Annotated in this window: 23 protein-coding genes and 3 pseudogenes; 14 read left to right on the top strand and 12 right to left on the bottom strand. The window is 59.3% G+C overall.

Annotation, left to right across the window (positions count from 1 at the left end; all coding sequences use genetic code 11):
• Positions 1–259 precede the first annotated feature (259 nt).
• Positions 260–541 carry a hypothetical protein gene (locus ATY29_RS13195; RefSeq protein ID WP_097536577.1) on the top strand — a complete coding sequence of 94 codons (282 nt, stop codon included), beginning with the start codon at positions 260–262 and terminating at the stop codon, positions 539–541.
• Between the two features lie 459 nt (positions 542–1,000).
• Here ATY29_RS13195 and ATY29_RS13190 read toward each other — a convergent pair whose 3' ends face one another.
• Positions 1,001–1,591 (bottom strand): SOS response-associated peptidase, encoded by a 591-nt coding sequence (locus ATY29_RS13190; protein ID WP_097536627.1) that lies wholly within the window; start codon positions 1,589–1,591, stop codon positions 1,001–1,003.
• A gap of 339 nt (positions 1,592–1,930) precedes the next feature.
• Between ATY29_RS13190 and ATY29_RS13185 the strand changes: the two are divergent.
• Positions 1,931–2,377, top strand: a pseudogene (locus ATY29_RS13185) (SOS response-associated peptidase family protein).
• Here ATY29_RS13185 and dinB read toward each other — a convergent pair.
• The 6 genes and pseudogenes from dinB to ATY29_RS38340 all read right to left on the bottom strand — a co-directional run bounded on the left by dinB (position 2,374) and on the right by ATY29_RS38340 (position 5,350).
• Entirely contained in the window at positions 2,374–3,462 is a 1,089-nt protein-coding gene (gene dinB / locus ATY29_RS13180; RefSeq protein WP_097536576.1) for a DNA polymerase IV, read from the bottom strand. The pseudogene ATY29_RS13185 and the gene dinB overlap by 4 nt on opposite strands.
• Positions 3,463–3,602: 140 nt before the next feature.
• Entirely contained in the window at positions 3,603–3,881 is a 279-nt protein-coding gene (locus ATY29_RS13175; RefSeq protein WP_097536575.1) for a hypothetical protein, read from the bottom strand.
• A 9-nt stretch (positions 3,882–3,890) separates the two neighbouring features.
• Complete coding sequence (locus tag ATY29_RS13170; protein WP_025418480.1) at positions 3,891–4,190, bottom strand: DUF982 domain-containing protein; 300 nt, start codon at positions 4,188–4,190, stop codon at positions 3,891–3,893.
• A 73-nt stretch (positions 4,191–4,263) separates the two neighbouring features.
• A complete protein-coding gene (locus tag ATY29_RS13165) occupies positions 4,264–4,737 on the bottom strand; it encodes an Hsp20 family protein (RefSeq protein ID WP_097536574.1) in 474 nt (157 codons plus the stop codon).
• A 154-nt stretch (positions 4,738–4,891) separates the two neighbouring features.
• Positions 4,892–5,059: pseudogene (locus ATY29_RS38520) on the bottom strand (non-homologous end-joining DNA ligase); the annotation flags it as partial.
• A gap of 79 nt (positions 5,060–5,138) precedes the next feature.
• A pseudogene (locus ATY29_RS38340) lies at positions 5,139–5,350 on the bottom strand (XRE family transcriptional regulator).
• Between the two features lie 400 nt (positions 5,351–5,750).
• Here ATY29_RS38340 and ATY29_RS13150 point away from each other — a divergent pair.
• The 3 genes from ATY29_RS13150 to ATY29_RS13140 all read left to right on the top strand — a co-directional run bounded on the left by ATY29_RS13150 (position 5,751) and on the right by ATY29_RS13140 (position 7,712).
• Entirely contained in the window at positions 5,751–6,587 is an 837-nt protein-coding gene (locus ATY29_RS13150) for an alpha/beta fold hydrolase (RefSeq protein WP_097536572.1), read from the top strand.
• Between the two features lie 101 nt (positions 6,588–6,688).
• Positions 6,689–6,892 carry a hypothetical protein gene (locus tag ATY29_RS13145; protein ID WP_097536571.1) on the top strand — a complete coding sequence of 68 codons (204 nt, stop codon included), beginning with the start codon at positions 6,689–6,691 and terminating at the stop codon, positions 6,890–6,892.
• 91 nt (positions 6,893–6,983) lie between these two features.
• Complete coding sequence (locus tag ATY29_RS13140; RefSeq protein WP_097536626.1) at positions 6,984–7,712, top strand: gamma-glutamylcyclotransferase; 729 nt, start codon at positions 6,984–6,986, stop codon at positions 7,710–7,712.
• 50 nt (positions 7,713–7,762) lie between these two features.
• Here ATY29_RS13140 and ATY29_RS13135 read toward each other — a convergent pair whose 3' ends face one another.
• Entirely contained in the window at positions 7,763–8,662 is a 900-nt protein-coding gene (locus ATY29_RS13135) for a LysR family transcriptional regulator (RefSeq protein ID WP_097536570.1), read from the bottom strand.
• A 114-nt stretch (positions 8,663–8,776) separates the two neighbouring features.
• Between ATY29_RS13135 and ATY29_RS13130 the strand changes: the two genes are divergently transcribed.
• From ATY29_RS13130 to ATY29_RS13105, 6 genes are all read left to right on the top strand, one after another.
• A complete protein-coding gene (locus ATY29_RS13130; RefSeq protein ID WP_097536569.1) occupies positions 8,777–9,709 on the top strand; it encodes a VOC family protein in 933 nt (310 codons plus the stop codon).
• 310 nt (positions 9,710–10,019) lie between these two features.
• On the top strand, positions 10,020–10,709 hold the full coding sequence (locus ATY29_RS13125; protein WP_097536568.1) for a hydrolase: 690 nt from the start codon (positions 10,020–10,022) through the stop codon (positions 10,707–10,709).
• A 64-nt stretch (positions 10,710–10,773) separates the two neighbouring features.
• Complete coding sequence (locus tag ATY29_RS13120; protein WP_097536567.1) at positions 10,774–11,058, top strand: XapX domain-containing protein; 285 nt, start codon at positions 10,774–10,776, stop codon at positions 11,056–11,058.
• Positions 11,058–13,040, top strand: coding sequence for an amidohydrolase (locus tag ATY29_RS13115; RefSeq protein ID WP_097536566.1), 1,983 nt, complete (start codon positions 11,058–11,060; stop codon positions 13,038–13,040). The genes ATY29_RS13120 and ATY29_RS13115 overlap by 1 nt, the downstream gene beginning before the upstream one ends.
• Before the next feature lie 161 nt (positions 13,041–13,201).
• Positions 13,202–13,645 (top strand): DoxX family protein, encoded by a 444-nt coding sequence (locus ATY29_RS13110; RefSeq protein WP_097536565.1) that lies wholly within the window; start codon positions 13,202–13,204, stop codon positions 13,643–13,645.
• On the top strand, positions 13,642–15,240 hold the full coding sequence (locus ATY29_RS13105) for an MFS transporter (protein ID WP_097536564.1): 1,599 nt from the start codon (positions 13,642–13,644) through the stop codon (positions 15,238–15,240). The genes ATY29_RS13110 and ATY29_RS13105 overlap by 4 nt, the downstream gene beginning before the upstream one ends.
• Positions 15,241–15,576: 336 nt before the next feature.
• On the opposite strand, the gene ATY29_RS36385 is transcribed toward ATY29_RS13105, so the two are convergent.
• Complete coding sequence (locus ATY29_RS36385) at positions 15,577–15,954, bottom strand: hypothetical protein (protein ID WP_133118198.1); 378 nt, start codon at positions 15,952–15,954, stop codon at positions 15,577–15,579.
• 135 nt (positions 15,955–16,089) lie between these two features.
• Positions 16,090–16,455, bottom strand: a complete 366-nt coding sequence (locus ATY29_RS38515; protein WP_097536563.1) for a hypothetical protein — start codon at positions 16,453–16,455, stop codon at positions 16,090–16,092.
• A gap of 10 nt (positions 16,456–16,465) precedes the next feature.
• On the opposite strand from ATY29_RS38515, the gene ATY29_RS13095 reads away from it, so the two are divergent.
• Positions 16,466–16,978 carry a GNAT family N-acetyltransferase gene (locus ATY29_RS13095; RefSeq protein WP_375164595.1) on the top strand — a complete coding sequence of 171 codons (513 nt, stop codon included), beginning with the start codon at positions 16,466–16,468 and terminating at the stop codon, positions 16,976–16,978.
• Between the two features lie 252 nt (positions 16,979–17,230).
• Here the strand turns inward: ATY29_RS13095 and ATY29_RS13090 are convergent, their stop codons facing one another.
• Positions 17,231–18,511 carry a DUF3422 domain-containing protein gene (locus ATY29_RS13090; protein ID WP_097536562.1) on the bottom strand — a complete coding sequence of 427 codons (1,281 nt, stop codon included), beginning with the start codon at positions 18,509–18,511 and terminating at the stop codon, positions 17,231–17,233.
• Positions 18,512–19,108: 597 nt separating this feature from the next.
• Here ATY29_RS13090 and ATY29_RS13085 point away from each other — a divergent pair.
• Entirely contained in the window at positions 19,109–20,536 is a 1,428-nt protein-coding gene (locus ATY29_RS13085; protein ID WP_165779427.1) for an aldehyde dehydrogenase family protein, read from the top strand.
• Here ATY29_RS13085 and ATY29_RS13080 read toward each other — a convergent pair.
• Positions 20,530–21,459, bottom strand: coding sequence for a LysR family transcriptional regulator (locus ATY29_RS13080; protein WP_097536561.1), 930 nt, complete (start codon positions 21,457–21,459; stop codon positions 20,530–20,532). The two genes, ATY29_RS13085 and ATY29_RS13080, sit on opposite strands and share 7 nt — an antisense overlap.
• 286 nt (positions 21,460–21,745) lie before the next feature.
• Here ATY29_RS13080 and argE point away from each other — a divergent pair, with 286 nt between their 5' ends.
• Entirely contained in the window at positions 21,746–22,870 is a 1,125-nt protein-coding gene (argE, locus tag ATY29_RS13075; RefSeq protein ID WP_097536560.1) for an acetylornithine deacetylase, read from the top strand.
• Position 22,871: the final 1 nt, after the last annotated feature.

Genomic DNA, 22,871 nt, shown 5'->3' with positions numbered 1-22,871 from the left:
CCGACTTCGAGCCGCCTTTTGACTGTGATCCGCTTGTAGATGGCATGTTACACTCCTCCGTAAGAGATCGGGCTTGATCTCGAGTAGTCAACTTCCATCCTGTTAAACTGTTCCGCGTCCCAAATTCCTAAAGCGGCGCTCTCCTGATATCCTTGTACTTGACCGGAATTTGTGCGCGACCATAGCGAACAACGCGTTCATCAAAGGTTGAACGGGGAGATGTCATTGGCGAGAGCCTTTTCGACCTCGGCAGCGGCCAGTGGAAATCCCGGAACTCCGCAACCTGATCAAAGAAATCATCCCCAAGGCCGCGGTCGTCGGCTTCGAAGTGAAACACGATTTTCCAACGATAGGCCGGCGTACCGTTCTAATCGATACGCGACGTCTCATCCATCCCGATGACAATAGCCCCAACATTCTTGTCATTTTCGACGAAGTGACCGAGAAACAACGACATGATGCCGAGCAGGAGTTCATCATCGCCCAAGCCCGGCATCGCATGAAGAACTTGTTTGCCGTCGTCCGCGCGATTGCCATGTAGACGAACGCAAACACAGCCGATGTCGTTGAGTATCGGGACACCTTCCTGGCTCTGCTCGACGTCGCGCTCTACGCGCAGGAGTTCGCCGCCCTATAAGCAGGTGACCGATTTCGAAGAACTGCTTCGGGAGACAGTCGGCGAGCTCGGAGCCTCCAACGGACAGGTTGTCGAGCTGTGCTGCCAGAAAGTGCTATCGGTCAGCATGATCTTTCCACGAACTGGAGACCGATGCCGCCTAGTACGGTGCTCCGTCGGTTGCAGGAAGGTGGCAAGATCGATGTCGCCTGGGCGCTTGAACCTGGCTCTGGTGATCGAGCCTTTTTGAACTGTCCGTGGCAGGGATCGGGCGGCCCGCTCGTCCTTCCCTCCGGCCAGAGGGGATACGGAACGGACCCGAAGGAATGGCGGCTATAGCTCGACGGCTTTTGCGCTCCGCTCGTAGCTTCGCGCTGTTCCCGCTCAGCCAACCTGTTTCACAGAAAGGCTCCCCAAGGGGAGGGGCTTGATCAACGATTTGGCGGAAACCGTTGGATCGAGCCACGTCGCCCATGCGTCGCGCTCCAGGATGACAATCTGACGGTCGTGGTATGGCGCAATGTCCGGTCCCGGCTCCATCGTCAGCATGGTGAAGGCTTGGCCCACCTCCGGCGTGTCGCGCCAGATGCCGGCGATGCAGAAGATCGGCTCATCATTCTTGGTGAACAGCCATTTGTCCTTGCGCTTCTTTTTCGGGTCGGCGGGTTCGGTGAACTCGTAAAAACCGTCGGCGACGATAAGGCAGCGATTGGACGTGAACTCCCGGTCTTCCGATCGAAAATTATACACCGGCCGCTTGCTCGGCCCCGGCCAGCTCCAGCGCCGCTGCACGAGCTCGGCCTCATCCCCGGCTCCCTCGATCGTCCGGACGATAGGACCGAAATCGGTGATCTTGATGTCTTCGCGTGCCTCAAGGTTTGGTGCGCCTTCGCCGAATCGGATCTTGATCTTCAGGTCGGCGAAGTCGTGGACAACCGAGGCGACGTCCACCATCAGCCGATAGTCATTGCACATTGCATTTTCCTTCGACTGAGATTCCATCAGCTCCCAGCTGAGCCGCGTCAGATGCAATATGTGCCTGGATTGCACGCTCTCCAGCAGGACGAGCAGATCCTCGGCATCCTTGGTCGGCAGGCGGAGAGCGGCCAACCTTGTGATCAATGCGGTTTGGCGCGCGAGGATGGCGGCGCCACCTCGAACGTGTCGCATGACCATTTGAAGTTCGGTCTCGTTGGCGCGCATCCAAGGAGATTAGCAGCTTTTCACCCTCCGCACACGAATCATTAGATATGCTTGATGAAATAGTTCCTGATATGTTCCAGCTACTATGAAAGCGACTGTTTTTGATGGCCGATGCCCCCGCTCGATGACCGCCACATCATCGTCAGGCCGTGACGACGATGTGGCGATGGTGGAACTGCCTTGGGGGCTGCGCCGCGCGCAGTCAATATCGTCCGGTCGGACAGACGAACTATTCCGACCCATCGCAGTCTGGTGCGTGCTTCTGAGTTAAGCCACATGACTTCAGCTTTTCGCTTGCAAACGCCGACTGGTTCTATTTTGCGGGGGCTTTGGCGGCCCGCACTCGAGGGCCGGAAGCTTATGCCATCCTGACGATCGAGGCGAACGACGATATCGCGCCATACCTCGACCGGCAGCTGGCGGTTCTCAGCCGCGACCAGTCTCGGGCCTCGCTCGACGAAGTTTTTCCCGAAGACGAGATCCTGCGGCCGCTGCCGGCAAGGAGTTTCGGTCAAACGCCACTCGGGCCCGGGCGCCCCGCCGATGCTTCCGGTCTAGAGGGCTAACCGCAACTGCGGCTCCGCGACAGGTGTGCGCCGTTCCAGCGAGGACAGCGTCACGCCGAGCAGGCGGATGCCCTTGCGTGGCGGGAAGATCGGCGAAAGCAGAAGGCCAACTAGTTCTTCAACGTCGGCAATCGCCGGCAGAGGTGCAGCAATCGTCTTACTGCGGGTGATCTGCGTGAAGTCGGCATATTTGACTTTCAACGTCACCGTCTTGGCGCCGATTTCGTTGGCCTCGCAATAGGCCCATACCTTTTCGATCAGCGGCTGAAGCCCTTGGCGGGCCGGTTCATAAGCATGGAGATCCTGCGAGAAGGTATCTTCGGCGCCGACCGATTTGCGCACCCGGTTCGGCTTGACCTGGCGCTCGTCGATGCCGCGGGCAATGCCATGGAAATACGGTCCCGACTTCCCGAAATGTTCGACGAGGAATTCGAGCGTCTTCCCCTTGAGGTCGGCGCCGGTGTCGATGCCGAGCCGGTGCATCTTTTCCGCAGTAGCCGGTCCAACGCCATGGAATTTCTTGACGGGCAGGGCCTCGACGAAGACCGGCCCCTTCTTCGGCGTGATCACCACCTGGCCATTCGGCTTATTCAGGTCGCTGGCCATCTTGGCGAGGAACTTATTGTAGGAAATCCCGGCCGAGGCATTGAGGCCGGTCACCTGCTTGATCCTGGCCCGGATTTCCGTCGCGATGTCGGTGGCGATCTCCATGCCCTTGAGATTCTGCGTCACGTCGAGATAGGCTTCGTCGAGCGAAAGCGGCTCTATCATCGATGTGTATTCGGCGAAGATCTCGCGGATCTGCTGCGACACCAACTTGTAGACGTCGAAGCGCGGCGGCACAAAGATCAATTCAGGGCACTTTCGCTTCGCAGTTACCGATGGCATCGCCGAGTGGATGCTGAATACGCGCGCCTCGTAGCTCGCTGCTGCCACCACGCCGCGGGCGGCCGATCCGCCGACGGCAATCGGTTTGCCGCGCAATTCCGGATTATCGCGCTGCTCGACCGACGCATAAAACGCGTCCATGTCCACATGAACGATTTTTCGGACGGGGGTCGAGTTCATATCGTTCATGGCGGCTTCAGCGATGGCGATGGCATCGGCTATTCACGCGCCGAAACAAAAAGAGAACATAGCAGGCTTCAGCATGATTTCAACCGGCAATCAAACGGCTCGCCAAACCGGCGAAATGGGCCGCGTAGAAACGCGGTCCATCAGATTTCGTAGCGCCGGTCGAGTTCCTCGAGCGCAGAGCAAACGTCATCGATCGAAACCGGCTCGGGTGTTCCTGGAATATGGCGCAACGCCGGGCTCGAATCGAGCGCGTAAAAGTCCGACGCCCATGCCGCGAGGATTGCCCGCTTGTCATCGACGGAAATCGCAGGCGCATTGACCACATCGATTGGCCGCCGAAAATTCAGCCCTTGCGGCATGAGGACTGTCGGTCCCGTTGTGACAGCGCTGTTGATGATCTCCTGCACCACGGCAGTCATCGGTGCACCTCAACGCACGTGAGGGTCCCTGTCGCGCCGGAGACGGGAGAGTCCGATGGCGTCGACATCTGGTGCCAGCAGATCGTGTTTTTCAGCAAAAGCGGCGAACAAGCCACGCGCGGTTTCTGCTTCGATTTCACCCCGCAACGCAGCGCCGCATGCTTTGAGCGCTATGGAATGCGCGGTGTCTCTCTGCGCCGCCGGCCATTCGCTCAGATGTCGGTAGGCGTCCATCACCGAACGCACTTTCGCCGGAAAACCAAGGCCGACAAGAATGGATATAGGTTCTCTGAACATATCGGGCTTCATCGATCTCTCCTTCCTGAACCCGGATGTCGATGGGCGCCGTCGCAACGGCGCCCTTTTCAGTGGACGGTGTGGATTAAGCCGCTTTCTGCGCTTCGATCTGTGGCGTCGCTTCGGACCTCAGTGCCGCCGCGCTTTGAATGGAGATCTTCCGCGGCTTTAATGCCTCAGGAATCTCGCGAACCAGATCGATCGAGAGGAGACCGTTGCACAAATCGGCTCCGTCGACGCGGACATGATCGGCAAGCTCGAACCGGTGCTCGAACGGCCGGCCGGCAATGCCGCGGTGTAGGTAGCCGTCCGCAGGAGCTTCCTGCTTCTTGCCGGTCACTGTCAGCAGATTGGACTGATAGGTGATGTCGAGATCGTTCTCGGCAAACCCGGCGACCGCAATCGAGATCCGGTAACTGTCATCGCCGGTCTTGACAATGTCATAGGGCGGCCAATCGCTGATCGAGCGGGCGCGCTGGGCGTTCTCGAGAAGATTGAAGACCCGGTCGAAGCCGACGCTCGAGCGGAACAGCGGTGCGTAGTCGTAAGATGTTGCCATAGCCATATCCTCCTTGAAGCAACATGGGTACGGAAGCGCCGAAAGTCGGCGCTCCCAGCAAGGCCAGCCCTGTCGTCAGCGGCTGGCGGCAATCGATTTGGTTTCTGGAAATGTCGGTTTCAAGAGTGCCGTTGGAAAAAATTTCGACCTGGGTTCAGCGACCGCTGGCCCGCTCAATCCAGCTCAAAGACGGCAGTTGTCCTTGGACCTCGCGCGGCCCGTTTTAGGATGGATGACGGAGTTTGCCGTCGTCCGTCCATCCGCAAAACTCGATCTCGGCGATCAATGTCGGCTGCGCGAGCACCAGGTTCTCACCCTTCAGGTCATCGCCGCGCACGCGATTATTCCGCGCCAGCCCGATCGGACGTGTGTGGCCGTGTCGGTCGGGATGACCTTCGAAATCAGCCATCACGCGACGATCCCGTCGGTCGCTTCGGATGCGCGTACCTTAGGAGTTCCGCACTGGCGAGCGACTGACCGACCTCGTTACGGATCTCGGCGACTTGCGGTCCAGCAAGCCGAGTGCCTGTAGAACACCCGAGTAGATGCCGATGCTGACATTGGGGCCCCCGGCTTCGATCTTTTGAAGCGTTGAGCGTGAGGTAAAAGCCACGTTTCACAAGGTCCATAGGCCGGCGGCGACGCCCGGCGAACGTCGTGCATGTCTGCGCCCAGTTGGCACAGCGCGCCGCACAGCGGACCGAGGATTCATCTTCCGGACTGTTGTAGAATTCCTTGATCAAGTCATCTTTGCCGATGGATGATCGGGTTTGCTTGACAAGGCCGGTCCGGCCAGACCCCTCTCATTATTTCATACGAGGCAATAAAGTAGAAATCTTTCTCGCAATTGTGGAGGTGAGGATATGACGGCAATATTACCTCTGTCAGACGAATACACGTCGCCTGAACTTTTTCGATAACGAAATCACAGCCGCAGCAGGGGCCATGGCAATTTTAACCCCTCTCAGCTTCGCAACCAATGCTGCAACCAACCTAATCGAAGGAACCAAAACATGGCATATGTAACCACCAAAGACGGTGTTGAAATCTTCTACAAGGACTGGGGGGGCAAGGATGCCCAGCCGATCATGTTCCACCATGGATGGCCGCTATCGGCCGACGACTGGGACGCGCAGATGCTGTTTTTCCTGTCGAATGGTTTTCGCGTCGTCGCCCATGACCGCCGTGGCCATGGCCGATCCGCCCAGGTGGCCGATGGTCACGATATGGAACATTACGCAGCAGATGCCTTTGCCGTCGTCGAGGCGCTCGGCCTGAAGAATGTCGTCCATATCGGTCATTCCACCGGCGGCGGCGAGGTCGCCCGCTATGTGGCCAAGCATGGCGAACCTGGCGGACGTGTCGCCAAGGCCGTTCTCGTCTCGGCGGTGCCGCCGCTGATGCTCAAGACTGAGGCCAATCCCGAGGGCCTGCCGATGGAAGTGTTCGACGGTTTCCGCTCGGCGCTTGCCGCCAACCGCGCGCAGTTCTTCCGCGACGTTCCGGCCGGGCCCTTCTACGGTTTCAACCGAGAAGGCGCCAAGGTGCAGGAAGGCGTGATCCAGAATTGGTGGCGTCAGGGCATGATGGGCGGCTCCAAGGCCCATTACGACGGCATCAAGGCCTTCTCCGAGACCGACCAGACGGAGGACCTGAAGGCAATCACCGTTCCCACTCTCGTCTTGCATGGTGAAGACGACCAGATCGTCCCGATTGCGGACTCGGCGCTGAAGTCGGTGAAGCTGCTGAAGAACGGTTCGCTGAAGACCTACCCCGGCTTCTCCCACGGTATGTTGACCGTTAACGCCGACGTGCTGAACGCCGACCTGCTGGCCTTCGTCCAGGCCTGAACGGTCCGGTCGACGGGTGCGGCCTCCCGCGCACCCGTCGCCTCACGTACCAAAAGATCCACAGGCGCTCGGGGCACTGCCCTCTTCTTTAGGAAACCACCATGACCAACAACCCCAACGCCAAAACGGTCGCCAGTCGCGGCGTCGCCCGGCAACGCGCCTTCGGATACGGCGTTCGCAGCAGGTTCGACGGTTCGCAGGCAAATGTACGGCACGACATGCCGCAGTGCGCCAGCAACCTGATCGGGGGGTCGCGCTGGCCTTTGCTGAATAGATCGTCGAAATCTCATTTCGTGCGGTGTTAGGCGGGCCGGTTGATTGATCAGGCGACAGCTGCGCCAAGAACTGCCGGATGCTTGGTCCTTCGGAGCCTATCTCGTTGAAACGATTGCGACCATGCAAAAGACATTCACAGCCAAGACACAGATACCGGTTGCCATGCAACTGACCCCGGACCTCGTAGCCAAGACCTTCAAGCTTGTTGAGGACGATGGCCCAGAGCCGAACTGGACGCCGATCTCGCCTCAGCAACTCGATGAGCTCGTCAGCAGAGTCGAGCAGGAGGCCTGTGACGAGGAGATATGGGTGTTCGCTTATGGGTCCTTGATGTGGAACCCTGGCTTTGAAGTGGCCGCAAGTGACGATGCCGTTGCTTACGGGTGGCATCGTGCGTTCTCATTGAGGATAGAACGGCTCAGGGCAACCTCCGATGCGCCGGGTCTCATGCTAGCGCTTCGTCCAGGAGGGAGCTGTTCTGGCCTTGTCCTCAAGCTCCCCTGCAAGACGAAGGAGCAGGATCTACGTACGCTTCTGGCGCGCGAAATCCGTTATTCTGAGGTTTGCGACATGGTGCGATGGATTTCGGTCAAGACGCCGACGGGTACACGCCGCGCACTGACATTTTGGGCGAGCACGAAGCGATCGAGGCTCACGGAGAAGATACCACTCGACGACGCCGCAGTGTTGATCGCTCAGGCATGCGGACCGGCGGGATCGTGCGCGGAATACCTGCATCGGACGGTCTTGGATCTGGCGGACCGGAACATCTTCGATCGAAACCTGTGGCAGCTACAGCAAATGGTCGCCACAAGACTACGGGCACTTCCACCGGACGGTTCGACCTAAGAGAATGTGCACGTCTCCTGCAGATCTGTGATGATGCGCGGCGGTATACGTCAATCCAACATGACCATGTGGGCCGCGACCTGCTCTTCGAAGAACTTCGAGAATGAAGCGATGCGTGGTGGGAGCGCTTGGTACGGCGGGTAAAACAGCGTCAGCCACAGGTCCGGCGGCGCCCATCCCTTGAAGACGTGAACGAGACGACCGCTCCTGATGTGATGGGCGATGTTGAATCCTGGAAGAAGCGCGACACCTGCTCCGTCGGCGGCAATGTCCGCCAGTACCTCGCCACTGTTGGCGCTGAAGGCACGACCCGCCGAGATCGTGACAGTCGAGCCGCCGTCGGACAAAACCCAGTTCTCGCGCCGGCTCTCGCCACTGTAGGCGAGGCAGTCGTCCGGCTTCAATTCGTTCGGATGATGCATATCGGCGAAACGGCTCCCTGGGGCCGCGACGAGGATGCGTGGCACCACCCGGATTTTCCTCCAGATCGTGAATTTGTCGGAAGGCTGTGATGATATACGGATCGCCAGGTCATAGTCATCGTCGACGATGTTTACCAACCCATCGGACAGCGAGATCTCGAAGCTCATCTTAGGATACCGCTCCTTGAATCCTGATAGGATCGGCGGCAACACCGTCTTGCCGAACCATGTCGGCGCACTTATCCGCAGCCGGCCCTCGTCAGCCTTATGCGCGTTCATAACTTCGCGACGAGCTTCTTCGAGCGTCTTCACCGCTGGTTGGATCTGCGCGGCGAAGATCGCGCCGTCAGTCGTCAGCGAGACCTGCCTCGTTGTGCGCACGAAGAGCTGCACGCCAAGTTCCGCCTCGAGCGCTGCAATCGCGCGTGTGACGGCCGCGGGCGTCATGTCCAACTCACGGGCGACCTGGGCGAAATTTCGTTTCTCGGCTGCGAGCAGGAAGGTTCTGAGGGCTTTGTAATCGTTCATGTCATTGTTTCAAGATTTGCAATTCAATCGAGAGGAATATTGCAATACCGGATGGCGATCAACGGGCGTAGTTTTGAGATTAACAATTTCAACGCCGACTGAAAGGCATCATCCATGATCAAGGACATCAAGGGACTCCACCACGTGACTTCGATGGCATCGGACGCGCGGCAGAACAATCGCTTCTTCACCGATACTCTCGGCCTGCGCCGCGTAAAGCAAACGGTCAACTTCGATGACCCCAGCATCTATCACCTCTACTACGGTGACGAGACAGGCTCGGCCGGGACCGTGATGACCTATTTTCCGTTCCCGAACATGATGCTCGGCCGCCCGGGTGTCGGCGAAGTGGGGGAGACCCAGTTTTCCGTGCCGAAGGGTTCGCTGAAGTTCTGGCAGCATCGGTTCGCGACCCAGGGCGTGGACGGGCTAGAAAGGGACACCGTTTTCGGCGCCGACCGTCTTCGCTTCATGGGGCCGGACGGCGACACGCTTGCGCTGATAGAGGCGGGCGACGACACGCGCGCTCCATGGCTGGCGGATGGAATCCCCGATGATGCGGCAATCCGCGGTTTCGCCGGCGCAAGATTCAGTCTGCACGACACCGCTGCAACCGAGGAACTGCTCGGCTTCATGGGCTACCAGCGCGCCGAGAAAGAGGGCGACGTGACCCGCTTCATTATCCCCGGCGGCAATGGCGCGGACACGATCGATCTGGCTGCGTTGCCGAAGACGCCTGTCGCGCGCCAGGGCGCAGGTTCGGTTCACCACATCGCCTTTGCCGTCGAAGACCGCCAGACGCAGTTGGAAGTGCGCAGAGCGCTCATCGACACAGGCTATCAGGTCACGCCCGTCATCGACCGCGATTACTTCTGGGCCATCTACTTCCGTACCCCCGGCGGCGTGCTGTTCGAGGTCGCCACGAACGAGCCTGGCTTCAACCGGGACGAGGACACGGCGCATCTCGGCGAGGCTCTCAAACTCCCGAGCAGATACGAGGACTACCGCGATGAGATCCAGGCCAACCTTGTGTCGCTGACGCCATGAGCAGCAATCCCCATACAAAGCCGCGATAATGGCGCCGCGTTCCGAAAGGGGGCGCGGCGCTTGCCATTTCAGCCGCGCAGGTAATTGTTGCAAATATCGCAATTCAATAGAAATTCTTATTGCAATTCCGTGCCCGTCGGCCGCGGGTTAAGTGTGTTTTCAGCAGCCAAGACAACGAGTGAGCGGCTCCGAGACGGATCCAGCAACTTCAAGGATTGCAGAACGAGCGTCGCACGGGCGTCCGATCAAATGCTGCTGCCCATTTATAACGCCGCAATAGGCGGTCCAAACAACCGAAGAGGAAGTGACCATGTCCAAGCTTCAAGTCCTGACCCCGGCAAACAGCCAGCTCATCTTCATCGACCAGCAGCCGCAGATGGCGTTCGGGGTCCAGTCGATCGATCGTCAGACGCTGAAGAACAATGTCGTCGGCCTCGCCAAGGCCGCCAAGATCTTCAACATCCCGACGACGATCACCACAGTCGAGACGCAATCCTTCTCGGGTAACACGTATCCGGAACTGCTTGCCATTTTCCCGGAGAATGACCTCCTCGAACGCACCTCGATGAACTCCTGGGATGACCAGAACGTTCGCGACGCGCTGGCGAAGAACGCCGCCGAGGGCCGCAAGAAGATCGTCGTCTCCGGTCTGTGGACCGAAGTCTGCAACACGACGTTCGCGCTCTCGGCGCTCCATGATGTTCCGGAATACGAGATCTACATGGTTGCCGATGCTTCCGGCGGCACGTCCTCGGACGCACACAAATACGCGATGGATCGCATGGTGCAGGCAGGCGTAATTCCGGTTACCTGGCAGCAGGTCCTGCTCGAGTGGCAGCGCGACTGGGCTCGCAAGGAGACCTACAATGCGGTCACGACCCTCGTAAAGGAACATTCGGGCGCTTACGGTATGGGGATCGACTATGCCTACACCATGGTTCATGGCGCAGAAGAACGCGTCAAGCATGGCAAGGTCATCGGCCCGAACCCCGCAAAGTAGGGGCCTGATTAGACCGCTCCGATAACCCGTCGGAGCGGTTCTGTCCTCAATCGGAGAACATCCCATGAAACTCTATCTCCTGTCGCTTGGCGCTGGCCTGCTCGTCGGTATCGTCTACAACCTGCTCAACGTCCGATCACCAGCGCCACCTGTCATTGCTCTGGTCGGCCTTCTCGGAATTCTTGTCGGTGAACAAATCATTCCATTCGCAAAGACGCTTTGGAGAAGCGAGCCGGCGGCCATCTCATGGCTTCATCAGATCAAGCCGCACATGTTCGGTCACCTGCCCAAGGGCGGCGATCGCATCATTGCTCATCAGGCAAAGGCGACTGTAGAGGAGCGGGGCTGATGACGACGCGCCGATCCTTTCTCGGAGGTGCATCGAGCTTGGCCTTCTCGAACCTCTTCTCACCAGCGAAAGCTGCCGATCCCAACCAGACCGGAGTAGACACCATGCATCCCGACCTGATCCTCCACAATGGCCGCGTGACGACCCTTGACCGGACCAATCCGAATGCGACGGCAGTCGCCATCAAGGACGGGCTGTTCCTCGAAGTCGGATCCGACAGCGAGATCATGGCGCTGGCCGGTTCCGGCACTAAGATCATCGACCTCAAGGGCAAACGCGTTCTGCCCGGCCTGATCGACAACCATACTCATGTCGTTCGTGGTGGCCTGAACTACAACATGGAACTGCGCTGGGACGGCGTGCGCTCGCTCGCCGACGCGATGGACATGCTGAAGCGCCAGGTGGCGATCACCCCCGCGCCGCAGTGGGTTCGCGTCGTGGGTGGGTTCACCGAACACCAGTTCGCCGAAAAGCGCCTGCCAACCCTCGCGGAGATCAACGCTGTCGCGCCCGACACGCCGGTGTTCCTTCTGCACCTCTATGACCGAGCGCTGCTCAATGGAGCAGCTCTCTGCGCTGTCGGCTACACCCGAGACACGCCGAACCCACCCGGCGGCGAGATTACCCGGGATGCCAACGGTAACCCGACTGGTATGCTGCTGGCCAAGCCGAATGCAGGTATTCTCTATTCGACACTTGCGAAAGGCCCGAAGCTTCCGTTGGACTACCAGGTCAACTCGACCCGCCATTTCATGCGCGAGTTGAATCGCCTGGGCGTGACAGGCGTGATTGACGCAGGTGGCGGTTTCCAGAACTATCCTGACGACTATGAGGTCATTCAGAAGCTGTCCGACGACAACCAGATGACGGTTCGTCTCGCCTACAATCTCTTCACCCAGAAACCCAAGGAAGAGAAGCAGGACTTCCTGAACTGGACCCAGTCGGTCAAATACAAGCAGGGCAACGACTACTTCCGCCATAACGGTGCCGGCGAGATGCTTGTCTTCTCGGCCGCCGACTTCGAGGATTTCCGCCAGCCCCGTCCGGAAATGGCCCCGGAAATGGAAGGTGAGTTGGAGGAGGTCGTCCGCGTGCTGGCGGAAAATCGCTGGCCCTGGCGCCTGCATGCCACTTATGACGAGACGATCTCCCGCGCCCTCGACGTGTTCGAGAAGGTCAACCAGGAGATTCCACTCGCGGGTTTGAACTGGTTCTTCGACCATGCCGAAACCATCTCGGATCGCTCGATCGACCGTATCGCCGCGCTCGGCGGTGGCATCGCTACACAGCACCGCATGGCATATCAGGGCGAATACTTCGTTGAGCGCTACGGGCACGGCGTTGCGGAAGCGACACCGCCAATCAGGAAGATGCTCGACAAGGGCGTGAACGTCTCGGCCGGAACCGATGCCACCCGCGTCGCCTCCTATAATCCATGGGTCTCGCTGTCGTGGATGGTGACTGGCAAGACGCTCGGCGGAATGCAGCTCTATCCGCGCGCCAATTGCCTCGACCGTGAGACGGCGCTCAGGATGTGGACCGAGAAAGTGACCTGGTTCTCCAACGAGGAAGGCAAGAAAGGCCGCATCGAGAAGGGTCAGTTCGCCGATCTCGTGGTGCCGGACAAGGATTTCTTCTCCTGCGCCGAGGGCGAGATCTCCTTCCTCGTTTCGGAACTGACAATGGTCGGCGGCAAGATCGTTTACGGTGCAGGTGAATTCAAGGCACTCGACGAGAACGACGTCCCGCCCGCGATGCCGGACTGGTCGCCTGCCCGCAAGTTCGGCGGTTACGCGGCTTGGGGTGAACCGGAAGGGGCAGGCGCTCGTTCGCTGCGGCGCACCGCGATCTCTACATGCGGATGTGCGAGCAATTGCGGCGTGCACGGCCACGACCATGCCGGCGCCTGGACATCGAAGCTCCCGATAGCCGACCTCAAGGGCTTCTTCGGCGCTCTCGGCTGCTCCTGCTGGGCAGTCTAACGAACATTCAGCTCGGGCGTTCCGCCGGCGCCCGAGCGTCCTCCATAATTGCCTATTGTGCAATTAAATCGAAACGATTGCTGCAATTGTTGGTAACGCGGTAACCAGCCAATATCGCTTCATCGAACGCAGCCGCTCGCGGCGAACATAAAGGAGCCGATATGACCTACCAATCCCAACTACCCAACACAATCCGGAGCGGCACGGCACGCGTCATCGGATCGCCTGCCGCGCGCACGGCGTCGCTACTGGCTCTTTGCGCAGCCTACATACAGGGTCCGCTCAGCAAGATCGTCGACTTCAATGGCGCACTGGCTGAAATGGATCATTTTGGTCTGCACCCGGCCCCGCTCTTCGCGGTCGCGGTCATCGCAGTCGAGCTAACGGCGTCCGCTATGGTGGTCTCGGGCTTCCTGCGGTGGGCGGGCGCGCTCGCGCTTTCATGCTTCACCCTCCTTGCAACCTTCATCGCCCTGCGCTTCTGGGAGATGGCACCTGGGATGGAACGTATGATGGCCACCAATGCGTTCTTTGAGCACCTCGGCCTCGCAGGCGCCTTCGTCTTCGTTGCAGCATTCGACCTGACAAAGGGAGCAGGCAAATGAGCGCCCCAAAATCATCCGCGGGAACCTTCGCGCCCCTCGCACAGCCCGTTTTCGCTGTCCTCTGGATCGCCACTGTTCTGGGCAACACCGGAAGCTTCATGCGCGATGTCGCAAGCTCCTGGTTGATGACGGACCTGTCCGCGTCGCCGGCGGCAGTCGCCATGGTCCAGGCTGCCGGAACCCTGCCGATCTTCCTGCTAGCCATTCCCGCAGGCGTTCTCACCGACATCCTCGATCGCCGCAAGTTCCTGATTGCCGTCCAGGTGTTGCTCGCCTCTGTCAGCATCGCGCTGATGGTTCTCTCTCAGACAGGCCTGCTTTCCGTCAGCTCGCTGATCGGTCTAACCTTCCTCGGCGGGATCGGCGCTGCTCTGATGGGGCCGACCTGGCAGGCGATCGTGCCGGAACTGGTGAAGCGCGAAGACGTGAAGAGCGCGGTGGCGTTGAACTCGCTTGGCATCAATATCGCCCGCTCAATCGGGCCTGCTACCGGCGGCCTGCTTCTTGCAGCCTTTGGAGCCGGGATCACCTATGGCGCGGACGTCGCCAGCTACATCGTCGTGATCGCAGCTCTTGTCTGGTGGCCACGGGCCAAGAACTCCAACGATGCGCTTCAGGAGAACTTCGTCGGTGCGTTCCGAGCCGGACTCCGCTACACCCGCTCGAGCCAGCCACTGCATGTCGTGCTAATGCGGGCGGCGATCTTCTTTGCCTTCGCCAGCGTGGTCTGGGCTCTTCTTCCGCTCGTTGCCCGACAACTGCTCGGCGGTGGTGCGAGCTTCTACGGCATCCTGCTTGGCGCGGTCGGTGCTGGTGCGATCGGCGGAGCCTTCATTATGCCGAGACTGCGCGGACGCTTTAGCTCGGACCACCTGCTTCTCGGCTCCGCGCTTGTCACAGCAGCCGTCATGGGTCTGCTTGCTCTCGCTCCACCGAGGTGGGTTGCGATCATCGTCCTTCTTTTCCTCGGGGGAGCGTGGATCACGGCGCTGACGACGCTCAACGGCACAGCTCAGGCTGTTCTTCCGAACTGGGTGCGTGGTCGTGGTCTTGCCGTCTATCTGACCGTCTTTAACGGTGCGATGACTGCGGGAAGCCTTGGCTGGGGTGCAGTCGGCGAAGCTGTCGGCATCCAGTCCACCTTGCTCATTGGCGCGGCCGGTCTGGTTGTCGCCGGGTTCGTCATGCACCGCGTGAAGCTTCCCACAGGCGACGCCGACCTGGTGCCGTCCAACCACTGGCCGGAACCGCTTGTTGCCGCGCCGATCGCCCATGACCGCGGCCCGGTTCTAATCCTGATCGAGTACAAGGTCGAGAAGCAGCACCGGACAGCTTTCCTGCACGCGATCGATCACCTTTCCAGGGAGCGCCGGCGTGATGGTGCCTACGGATGGGGTATCACCGAGGACTCGGCCGAACCCGAGAAGATCGTCGAATGGTTCATGGTGGAATCCTGGGCTGAACATCTTCGCCAGCACAAGCGGGTCTCGAACGCCGACGCCGATCTGCAGGGCAAGGTCCTGGCTTACCATCTCGGTCCTGAGAAGCCCGTCGTCAGGCACTTCCTGACGATCAGCCGGCCGGCGGCGGCGTAACACCGAAGTAGGAGCTGGCAGCTACGGTCGCCGCCTCCATATCCATTGGCGAGATAGGTGACTCCAGCGGTCATTTGCGGATTCGAATGCCACCAGTCCTACCGCAGCAGGCCTTCGTTTCCGAACTCGTCCCAACCGCTCAACCCGGTCGCAGCGTCTCCAGCTTTCGGATGAGTTTCTTTAATTTTTTTCTCTTTTCGTCAGTGAGTGCGTCAGCTTGATGTGGCGCAGCGCAGCAGGCATCGTGGCGTATCGCGATCGTTTGCTTGATCTTTGAAAAGGGCGCCTGCGGCGCTGGGAGGGCTTCCCTCAATTCACTAGAGGAAAATACAGTTCTCACAGCACCGCTTCCCGGGCCAGCCAGCCGAGAAACCCGCCGACGACCAGCGCAGCATAGGCGATACCAGCGACCGCCAAATGGCCTGCCAGTACGAAGCCGATGATAGCGCCGGACAGACCAATCATGGCGCAAAACAGGATTGTATCTGCTTCCCTTCGGGGACGATCGTGCGCAGAGCTACACTGCTCGTTGTGGGCAGGGTTGCTGATGATGCAAGGATCGGTGCGAGAACGCATAGCCCCGTGGTCAAGTGACGATTGGCCGTGGTCGCAATGATCAATATCGTCGTTTCGTCCCTGTCCACCCTGCATCAAAAGATCGCCTTTGTTTCCTCTACCGATCGCCTTAACAGGCACAAATCGGTGATATGACATGTGAACTCCTCGCCAGAGGATCGGGAAATAAGGTTCCCCTTCAGCGAGGTCTCCCCGCTATGGAGCGGCGGCGATGTCTCCGCCCGGCCCACTGCTTTCTTCTTGAACATCTGCGGCCCTTCTTTCTGTTCACCATCAGGGGGCTGCGTGCATTTTCTCTGCAGACACCGTGGAGATTTGATGGACGCAAATACCCATGACCAGGCCAGCGTCCTGACGGTCGGCGAGACGTCCGGCTACCGGGGCCGCGAAGCTGCGGACTAGGAGGGCGACCGAGAACGCGCCGAACACCATTTTCTCCGACACCTTGAGATCGCAGGCGATATCGGGAACGAGGACACTGAAGGCATAGTAGAGCGCGCCGTAGCCGATGATCTGGGTCGCGCCGAGGCCGATCCGCGCCCAGAGGGGAAGTCGCCTCTCCATGTCCTCATGCGACCCGGTTGCTTGGGCGTCGAGCACCCGCTCGCCGTCCTCCTTGATGAACTCCGACGTGAACATCTCCGCCGGAATGATGTCGAGGACGGCCTCGGACGGCCGGGCCGGTCGGGTTCACATCGGGGCGACGACGAGTGAGCGGTTAAATATCGGGTGCTCCAGGATCGCGTCGAGGAGGTGGTCGTCGGTAAGCGCCCGATCGTCATCAATAATGCGGACCTTCGTCGTCTGCGAGGAGAGCTGCGTCATCGCCTATTACGCGCTCGCTTCCGGCGCCGTCAAACAGCCGGAAGCGCCTGGCCGTTTTTGGCGCAATATGCCTGATCCAATTCTGGTCGCGGTGCTTGGTCGCCTTGCAATTGATCAATCCTACCAAGGGCGCGGTATCGGCAGGGCATTGGTGCGCGACGCGGGCCTGCGCCTGCTCAATGCCGCTGAAGTACTTGGCATTCGAGGTTTGCTCGTTCATGCGATTTCAGATGACGCACGAGCCTTCTACGAGGCCGTCGGCTTCCTGTCTACTCCTTCCGACCCCATGATGCTGATGGTCGGATTGCATGACCTCAATAACGCCCTGAACCCTTAGGCGGAACTCATCAATAATTTCGGTCGAATGCATTCCATCTCGCTTCTAACTCGCTGAATTTCGGCAGAAGGTCCCCGACATTAAACGAGGGCCGCGAGTCCTAATCCCATCAACTGCAAGGAGGCAATCTTATTCGTACGCCCTATCTCGCAAGATCGTCGGTTGCCGGAGCTGCTCTCTGCCGTAACCGTGAACTATTCTCCAGGCTACCTTAACGCGTGTTCTACGCTGACTTTTTCAGCGGCGCGGGCTCTAGTGCTCTGCCTTTAAAGCATGCTTGACGCGGAGGATAGTGATCGCAACAGCTCCCACCACCACTGGAACAGCAACAAGCATGATCACCGGATCGACGTGGAACCCCGCATGGTCTGACGTCTCATAGATAAATTTCAGCAAACTCAGCAAATAGTAGCTAATCGCAATGATCGAAAAACCTTCGACGGCGCGCTGGATTTTAACCTGGGTCGCAGCTCGATCAGCCATTGCCTGGATCTGTGTCGCGTTCTGGAACTCAATCTCGACCTGAATTCGGGTCTGCAGCAAATCGAGCAGGTGCATCGTCGCTCTCGATAGGTGCTCGAGCCGCAAGACAGTTGCCTCGCAGGTACGCACAGCAGGCTTGAATCGCCGCTCCACGAAGGTGCCGAAACGTTGGAAGCCGGGGACATGGGTTTCCCGCAAGAGGGCTATTCTCTCCTCAACGATTTTGGCGTAGGCCGCGGTTGCTCCGAACCTGTTTCTGGTCTCGGCAGTGGCCGAGATGATATGCGACGAGAGAACCGTTATCTCCTCAAGCAACTGCTTGTGCTGATGCGCAGGGGTTCTCAAGTTGCGATTGGTCAATTGAACGAGTTCCGCATCGTACCCGCCGAGAAGCGGGGCGAGACGTCGCGCCTCTGGCAGGCCAAGCAGCGCCATCGACCGATAGGTTTCGATTTCGAACATGCGGCGTACCATACGCCCCAAGCGATGCGCATTCAGGTCCTTGTTGAAGAGGATGATTCTGCTTGAATTATCTCCGCGGACGCGAAAATCGGAGCAGACCTGCGCCGACCCACCACCGATCGATGACGCGGCGGTATCACCGAAATCGAAGCTTTTCAAAACCGCTCCCAGTTCGTCAGGGGGAGTCCCCAAGACAAGGATACTGGCGTGGCAAACAAGCCGAGGGGAGTCCAATCCTGCCAGCCGCGCAAAATCATCTTCCACCAGATCAGATTCGGGCCAGCGCTCAGGCTCTGAGTCCAATTTTCGTAGGCGCGTAATCGTCACGAACTCAGTATGTCGTTCGACCCTGACGGAAATCTCACCATCGGCTTCAAGGCTATCGTGAAACTCCTTGATCGCCCCATCTAACGGCATGAAAGCAACGTGCTCGACGATCGCCGGACCGTTGAAATAAATTGACGGACGAGCGTGAAGCTCGGAGTTGAAGTCTTCTGTCCGAGGTCCAACAGTAGCTGGGCTGGAGACGTATCGTCGCGCAGCAGCCGCCGGCGCCGAAACTGCTTCATCTGCGCGATTTGAAGTCAAGGCCATCTTCCCCACCCCACTAAAACATCAATCGGGCAACCTGTATGAACCGAACGCGATCAACTTAAAAGCCTGGTCCGGCGTATCGTCGAGCGATGTGAGCCTTTTTATCCAATCGATTGGCTCTCTTCTCATTGTTACGCTATGGCCGTCCTCATGAGGGATAGCGGAGGAGAGAGGCCGCGCCCAACTTTCTTGAACTCACTCGCGTATCCACGGGCTATGGCATGCCATGTATGCCCACTCATCAAGCTTGCTCAGCTACGGGCCTGTCGAAATTTGGTGTCCGGCCCTTGTTTGGTTGATACGAGACGCTTTCAATCCACACGCTCCTTCCAGCTCTCGAGGGCATAAGCATCAATGGAAAAAACCTATCAACGTTTCGAGGAAGAGCAATCGAGGGGCGTTAAAGTACCCCGGCGGCACCTTCGATTTCCGAGGACAAAACCCTACCTTCTTCGTAAACCGGCAGACGAGTTTTGTTAACACGTTCCTTAAGCAACCGTTCATGCAAGGTAAATTGTCATCTTCGCATTTCCTGGCATCTTCACCAGGGCAGCTCGGACTGGCCGCACCGTTATGACGCGAGGTGAAATTATGCTGACCGAACGCGAGGATCAGTTTTACGTTGGCGGTAAATGGCGCCAACCTGTTGATGTAACCCGTCTGCCTGTCGTCAATCCCGCCTCGGAGGAGGTTGTTGGGCATATTGCTGCGGGCGGTGCTCATGAGGTCGATCTCGCGGTCGCCGCAGCGCGCCGGGCCTTTTCCATCTTCTCTCAAGCAACGGTGCCGGACAGGCTCGGTCTGCTCCGCAGGATGCATTCTCTCCTGAAGGAAAGAGCGGAGACATTCGCACAAGCCCTTGTCATGGAAATGGGGGCGGCCGTCAGTTTTGCGCGGGCTTCTCAGGTTCCGTTTGCCGCCGAGCACATTCGCGTTCAGATGGAGATTCTCGAAAAGTACCAGTTCACGACGGTTGATGGATGCACCGCAACCGCCAAGGAAGCGATCGGGGTTTGTGCGCTGATCACACCCTGGAACTGGCCACTTTACCAGATCACGGCCAAGGTCGCTCCCGCGATCGCAGCGGGATGCACCATCGTCCTCAAGCCCAGTGAGCTGTCACCTTATAGCGCACTGCTCTTTGCCCAACTGATGCACGATGCCGGCACTCCGCCGGGCGTATTCAATCTGGTCAACGGTACTGGCGAGAGCGTAGGCGCAGCGCTCGCCAGCCATCCGGACGTAGACATGATTTCCATCACCGGTTCCACCCGCGCAGGGGTACTCGTCGCGCAGGCGGCCGCACCGACTGTGAAGCGAGTGGTTCAGGAACTCGGCGGCAAGTCACCGAACATTTTGCTCGCCGATGCCGATTTCAGCGCGGCGGTAGCGAAGGGCGTGCTTGCCGGTATGCGCAATGTCGGCCAGTCGTGCAGCGCCCCGACGCGCATGCTCGTGCCCGCACATCGGCTCGGCGAAGTGGAGGAACTGGCAAGCGCCACTGCGCGTGCCATCCGCGTCGGTGCGCCGCTTGATCCGGCGACGGAGATGGGTCCAATCGCCAATCGTGCTCAGTTCGAACGGGTACAGGTCATGATCCAGGCCGGTATCGATGACGGCGCCAAGCTGCTGTGCGGCGGACTGGGCCGGCCGACCGGCCTTGACAGCGGCTTTTTCACACAACCGACGATCTTTTCCGAGGTGACGCCCTACATGCGGATTGCTCGTGAAGAAATCTTCGGTCCCGTCCTTTCGATCATGCCCTACAAGGACGAGGAAGAGGCAATCGCGATTGCTAACGACACCGTCTATGGATTGGGCGCCCATGTTCAGTCTTCAGACCCGGAGCGGGCACGCCGGGTCGCCACTCGCATTCGTGCCGGCCAGGTCCATATCAACTATCCGGCTTGGGACGGAGCGGCCGCCTTCGGTGGCTACAAACGGTCGGGCAACGGCCGCGAGTATGGCGTATACGGGCTTGAAGAATATCTCGAGACGAAGTCGATCCTCGGTTATTGACCAAGCTTCTCCGCAGGATAGGCTCTCCAGGGCAATGGTTTCAGCGACTGGCGAAGCATTGTCAGAAATGCGGCAGTGCGCGCGCTTCGTCCGTGCCGCGATCCGAGGATGGCGACGATATCGGCCGAGGGCAGCTTCCAATTGGGAAGTACCTGCCTCAGCCGTCCGTCGGCGAGGTCTTCTGCAACCGCCCATTCAGAGCGCATCATGATGCCCTGACCCGCCAGCGCCCAATCCCGAATAACGGCGCCATCATTACTCGACATGACGGGGTTGACGCGCACTGTCGCAGTTTCCTGCCGTGATCCCTTAAACCGCCAGAGCGTTACGTCCTCCTCATTCTCGCGAACCACAAGGCAGCGATGTCGCGCCAGATCGGCGGGCGTAGAGATGGGCGCAGTCGAAGCGAGGTATTCGGGACTTGCGCAGAGAAACCGGTTGTTCGGCGCCAGCGTCGTCACCACTTGATCCAGATGCGCGGACGCTCCGATGTGAACAACCACCTCATAGCTGTCAACGATCAATGCCGTGGGATGGTCGGACAGTTGCAGGGTAGCGGTGGCACCACAATGCTCTCGAGCAAACGCCTCCACGACCGGGGCCACATAGATCCTACCAAAACCGTGAGGTGCTGCGACCCTGAGGTGCCCGCGGACCGCACCCTTGCGATCAGCCAAGGCTTCGGCAAGCGAGTCTATGGCATCGCTGACGATGACGCTGTGAGAAGCGACCAATGAGCCCTCTTCGGTAAGACGCAGGTGGCGTCCGGAGCGGTCGATCAGCCTCACCCCGACTTTCTCTTCAAGCGCGCGCAGGCGCTGGGTCACCGCCGGAGGGGTGACATTCAGCTTTCTCGCGCTTTCCGCGAGAGATTTCGAGCCTGTGAGGACCGAAAAGAAGGCGAGATCGTCAGACGTGAGCATTAACTGTCACCTGAAGCCATCATTCATGACCCATTAATTGCCATCTTTATGGTTCTGCGGCAAGGTGAGTTTCAAGTCGGAGATCGGGTTATGAAGTGGCGACGTCGACAGACCCCGTTTCTGGTCGCCATGACCAAGGGTAGAAAGCTGGCCCGCCTAGTATTGATAGGGCGCCCGCCATCGGAGACGGCGCGGAAATCGGCACGTGTGTCCGACCGCGGCGCTGTCGCCCATCGGCTGTGCGCGGTGGCGTGCGCGTAGAGCCGCCGATAAGGGAGGACCTACGATGAATGTTAAGGACATACTGGAGCAGCTGGTCGGCTTTCCCTCCGTCGTCGGGACTCCGAACGGCGATATCGTCGCATGGGTGAAGACCTATCTCGAAAGTCATGGCGCCACCGTGACTGTCTTGCCGGGGCCGGAAGGGGATAGGGCAAACCTGTTCGCCACGATCGGCCCCAAAGATGAGTCCGGCTATATTCTTTCCGGGCATATGGACGTCGTTTCGGCCTCCGAACGGACTTGGACGTCGGATCCCTTCCGACTGCGGGCTGAGGGAAATCGGCTCTTTGGCAGGGGCGCCTCCGACATGAAGGGGTTTCTCGCCGCCGCGCTTGCCGGACTTCCCGCTATAGCGAAAATGCCATTGAGGCGCCCGATTCACTTCGCATTTTCGTATGACGAGGAAGCTGGCTGCCGCGGCGTACCGCATATGTTAAAGCAGATCGGGAACCTGTGCGCTCCTCCATTGGGAGCAATCATCGGTGAACCAAGCAGTATGGTGGCGATCCGCGGGCACAAGGGAAAGGCCGCCGCCCGCATCGAGATCCATGGCACGACCGGTCATTCGTCGCGCCCTGATAAGGGCCTGAACGCCATTCACGCCATGACTGCGGTGATGGGTGCGACGCTGAAGACCGTTGATGCCTTGAGAGACAGCGCCTTAGATCAGAACTTCGAGCCGCCGTATTCTACGCTACAGATAGGAACGATCACAGGCGGACGCAGCGTCAACATCATCCCGGATGTCTGCATCATGGAATTAGAAGCTCGCGCCGTGCCCGGCGTATCGCCAAAAGTTCTCCTGGAACAGATCAAGACAACGGCCGAGGCTTTGGCGAAAGACGGTTTCCGCGTCACGTGGGAAACCAGCAGCACCTATCCGGCGCTTTCGCTTGATGCCGACACGTCGCTCGCTCGGCTAATGGAGGAACTAACCGCAGCACCGACCGTGGCTGCCGTGAGTTACGGGACGGAGGCCGGACTCTATCAGGCAGCCGGCATCGACGCGATCATCTGCGGTCCCGGGGACATCTCCCGCGCCCACCGCGCTGACGAGTTCATCCGCCTCGACGAACTGGCTGCCTGCGAAGGGATGATCCTGCGGCTTGCCAAAACGCTGCAACAGTAGG

The sequence above is a fragment of the Rhizobium hidalgonense genome (assembly GCF_002914525.1).
GTDB lineage: Bacteria > Pseudomonadota > Alphaproteobacteria > Rhizobiales > Rhizobiaceae > Rhizobium > Rhizobium hidalgonense.
Note: the sequence above shows the minus strand (reverse complement) of the source record. Positions and strands in the feature narration are given on the sequence as shown.

What these genes read in the sequence shown, in the direction of transcription:
- ATY29_RS13080 (WP_097536561.1), bottom strand. Translation starts at nt 21,459, where the DNA reads ATGCTCACGTCTGACGATCTCGCCTTCTTTTCGGTCCTCACAGGCTCG.
- ATY29_RS13135 (WP_097536570.1), bottom strand. Translation starts at nt 8,662, where the DNA reads ATGAACGATTACAAAGCCCTCAGAACCTTCCTGCTCGCAGCCGAGAAA.
- ATY29_RS13105 (WP_097536564.1), top strand. Translation starts at nt 13,642, where the DNA reads ATGAGCGCCCCAAAATCATCCGCGGGAACCTTCGCGCCCCTCGCACAG.
- ATY29_RS13085 (WP_165779427.1), top strand. Translation starts at nt 19,109, where the DNA reads ATGCTGACCGAACGCGAGGATCAGTTTTACGTTGGCGGTAAATGGCGC.
- ATY29_RS13130 (WP_097536569.1), top strand. Translation starts at nt 8,777, where the DNA reads ATGATCAAGGACATCAAGGGACTCCACCACGTGACTTCGATGGCATCG.
- ATY29_RS13140 (WP_097536626.1), top strand. Translation starts at nt 6,984, where the DNA reads ATGCAAAAGACATTCACAGCCAAGACACAGATACCGGTTGCCATGCAA.
- ATY29_RS13190 (WP_097536627.1), bottom strand. Translation starts at nt 1,591, where the DNA reads ATGTGCAATGACTATCGGCTGATGGTGGACGTCGCCTCGGTTGTCCAC.
- ATY29_RS13125 (WP_097536568.1), top strand. Translation starts at nt 10,020, where the DNA reads ATGTCCAAGCTTCAAGTCCTGACCCCGGCAAACAGCCAGCTCATCTTC.
- ATY29_RS13170 (WP_025418480.1), bottom strand. Translation starts at nt 4,190, where the DNA reads ATGAAGCCCGATATGTTCAGAGAACCTATATCCATTCTTGTCGGCCTT.
- ATY29_RS13175 (WP_097536575.1), bottom strand. Translation starts at nt 3,881, where the DNA reads ATGACTGCCGTGGTGCAGGAGATCATCAACAGCGCTGTCACAACGGGA.
- ATY29_RS13095 (WP_375164595.1), top strand. Translation starts at nt 16,466, where the DNA reads ATGATGTCGAGGACGGCCTCGGACGGCCGGGCCGGTCGGGTTCACATC.
- ATY29_RS13145 (WP_097536571.1), top strand. Translation starts at nt 6,689, where the DNA reads ATGACCAACAACCCCAACGCCAAAACGGTCGCCAGTCGCGGCGTCGCC.
- dinB (WP_097536576.1), bottom strand. Translation starts at nt 3,462, where the DNA reads ATGAACGATATGAACTCGACCCCCGTCCGAAAAATCGTTCATGTGGAC.
- ATY29_RS13115 (WP_097536566.1), top strand. Translation starts at nt 11,058, where the DNA reads ATGACGACGCGCCGATCCTTTCTCGGAGGTGCATCGAGCTTGGCCTTC.
- ATY29_RS36385 (WP_133118198.1), bottom strand. Translation starts at nt 15,954, where the DNA reads ATGTCATATCACCGATTTGTGCCTGTTAAGGCGATCGGTAGAGGAAAC.
- ATY29_RS13165 (WP_097536574.1), bottom strand. Translation starts at nt 4,737, where the DNA reads ATGGCAACATCTTACGACTACGCACCGCTGTTCCGCTCGAGCGTCGGC.
- ATY29_RS38515 (WP_097536563.1), bottom strand. Translation starts at nt 16,455, where the DNA reads ATGTTCACGTCGGAGTTCATCAAGGAGGACGGCGAGCGGGTGCTCGAC.
- ATY29_RS13150 (WP_097536572.1), top strand. Translation starts at nt 5,751, where the DNA reads ATGGCATATGTAACCACCAAAGACGGTGTTGAAATCTTCTACAAGGAC.
- argE (WP_097536560.1), top strand. Translation starts at nt 21,746, where the DNA reads ATGAATGTTAAGGACATACTGGAGCAGCTGGTCGGCTTTCCCTCCGTC.
- ATY29_RS13120 (WP_097536567.1), top strand. Translation starts at nt 10,774, where the DNA reads ATGAAACTCTATCTCCTGTCGCTTGGCGCTGGCCTGCTCGTCGGTATC.
- ATY29_RS13110 (WP_097536565.1), top strand. Translation starts at nt 13,202, where the DNA reads ATGACCTACCAATCCCAACTACCCAACACAATCCGGAGCGGCACGGCA.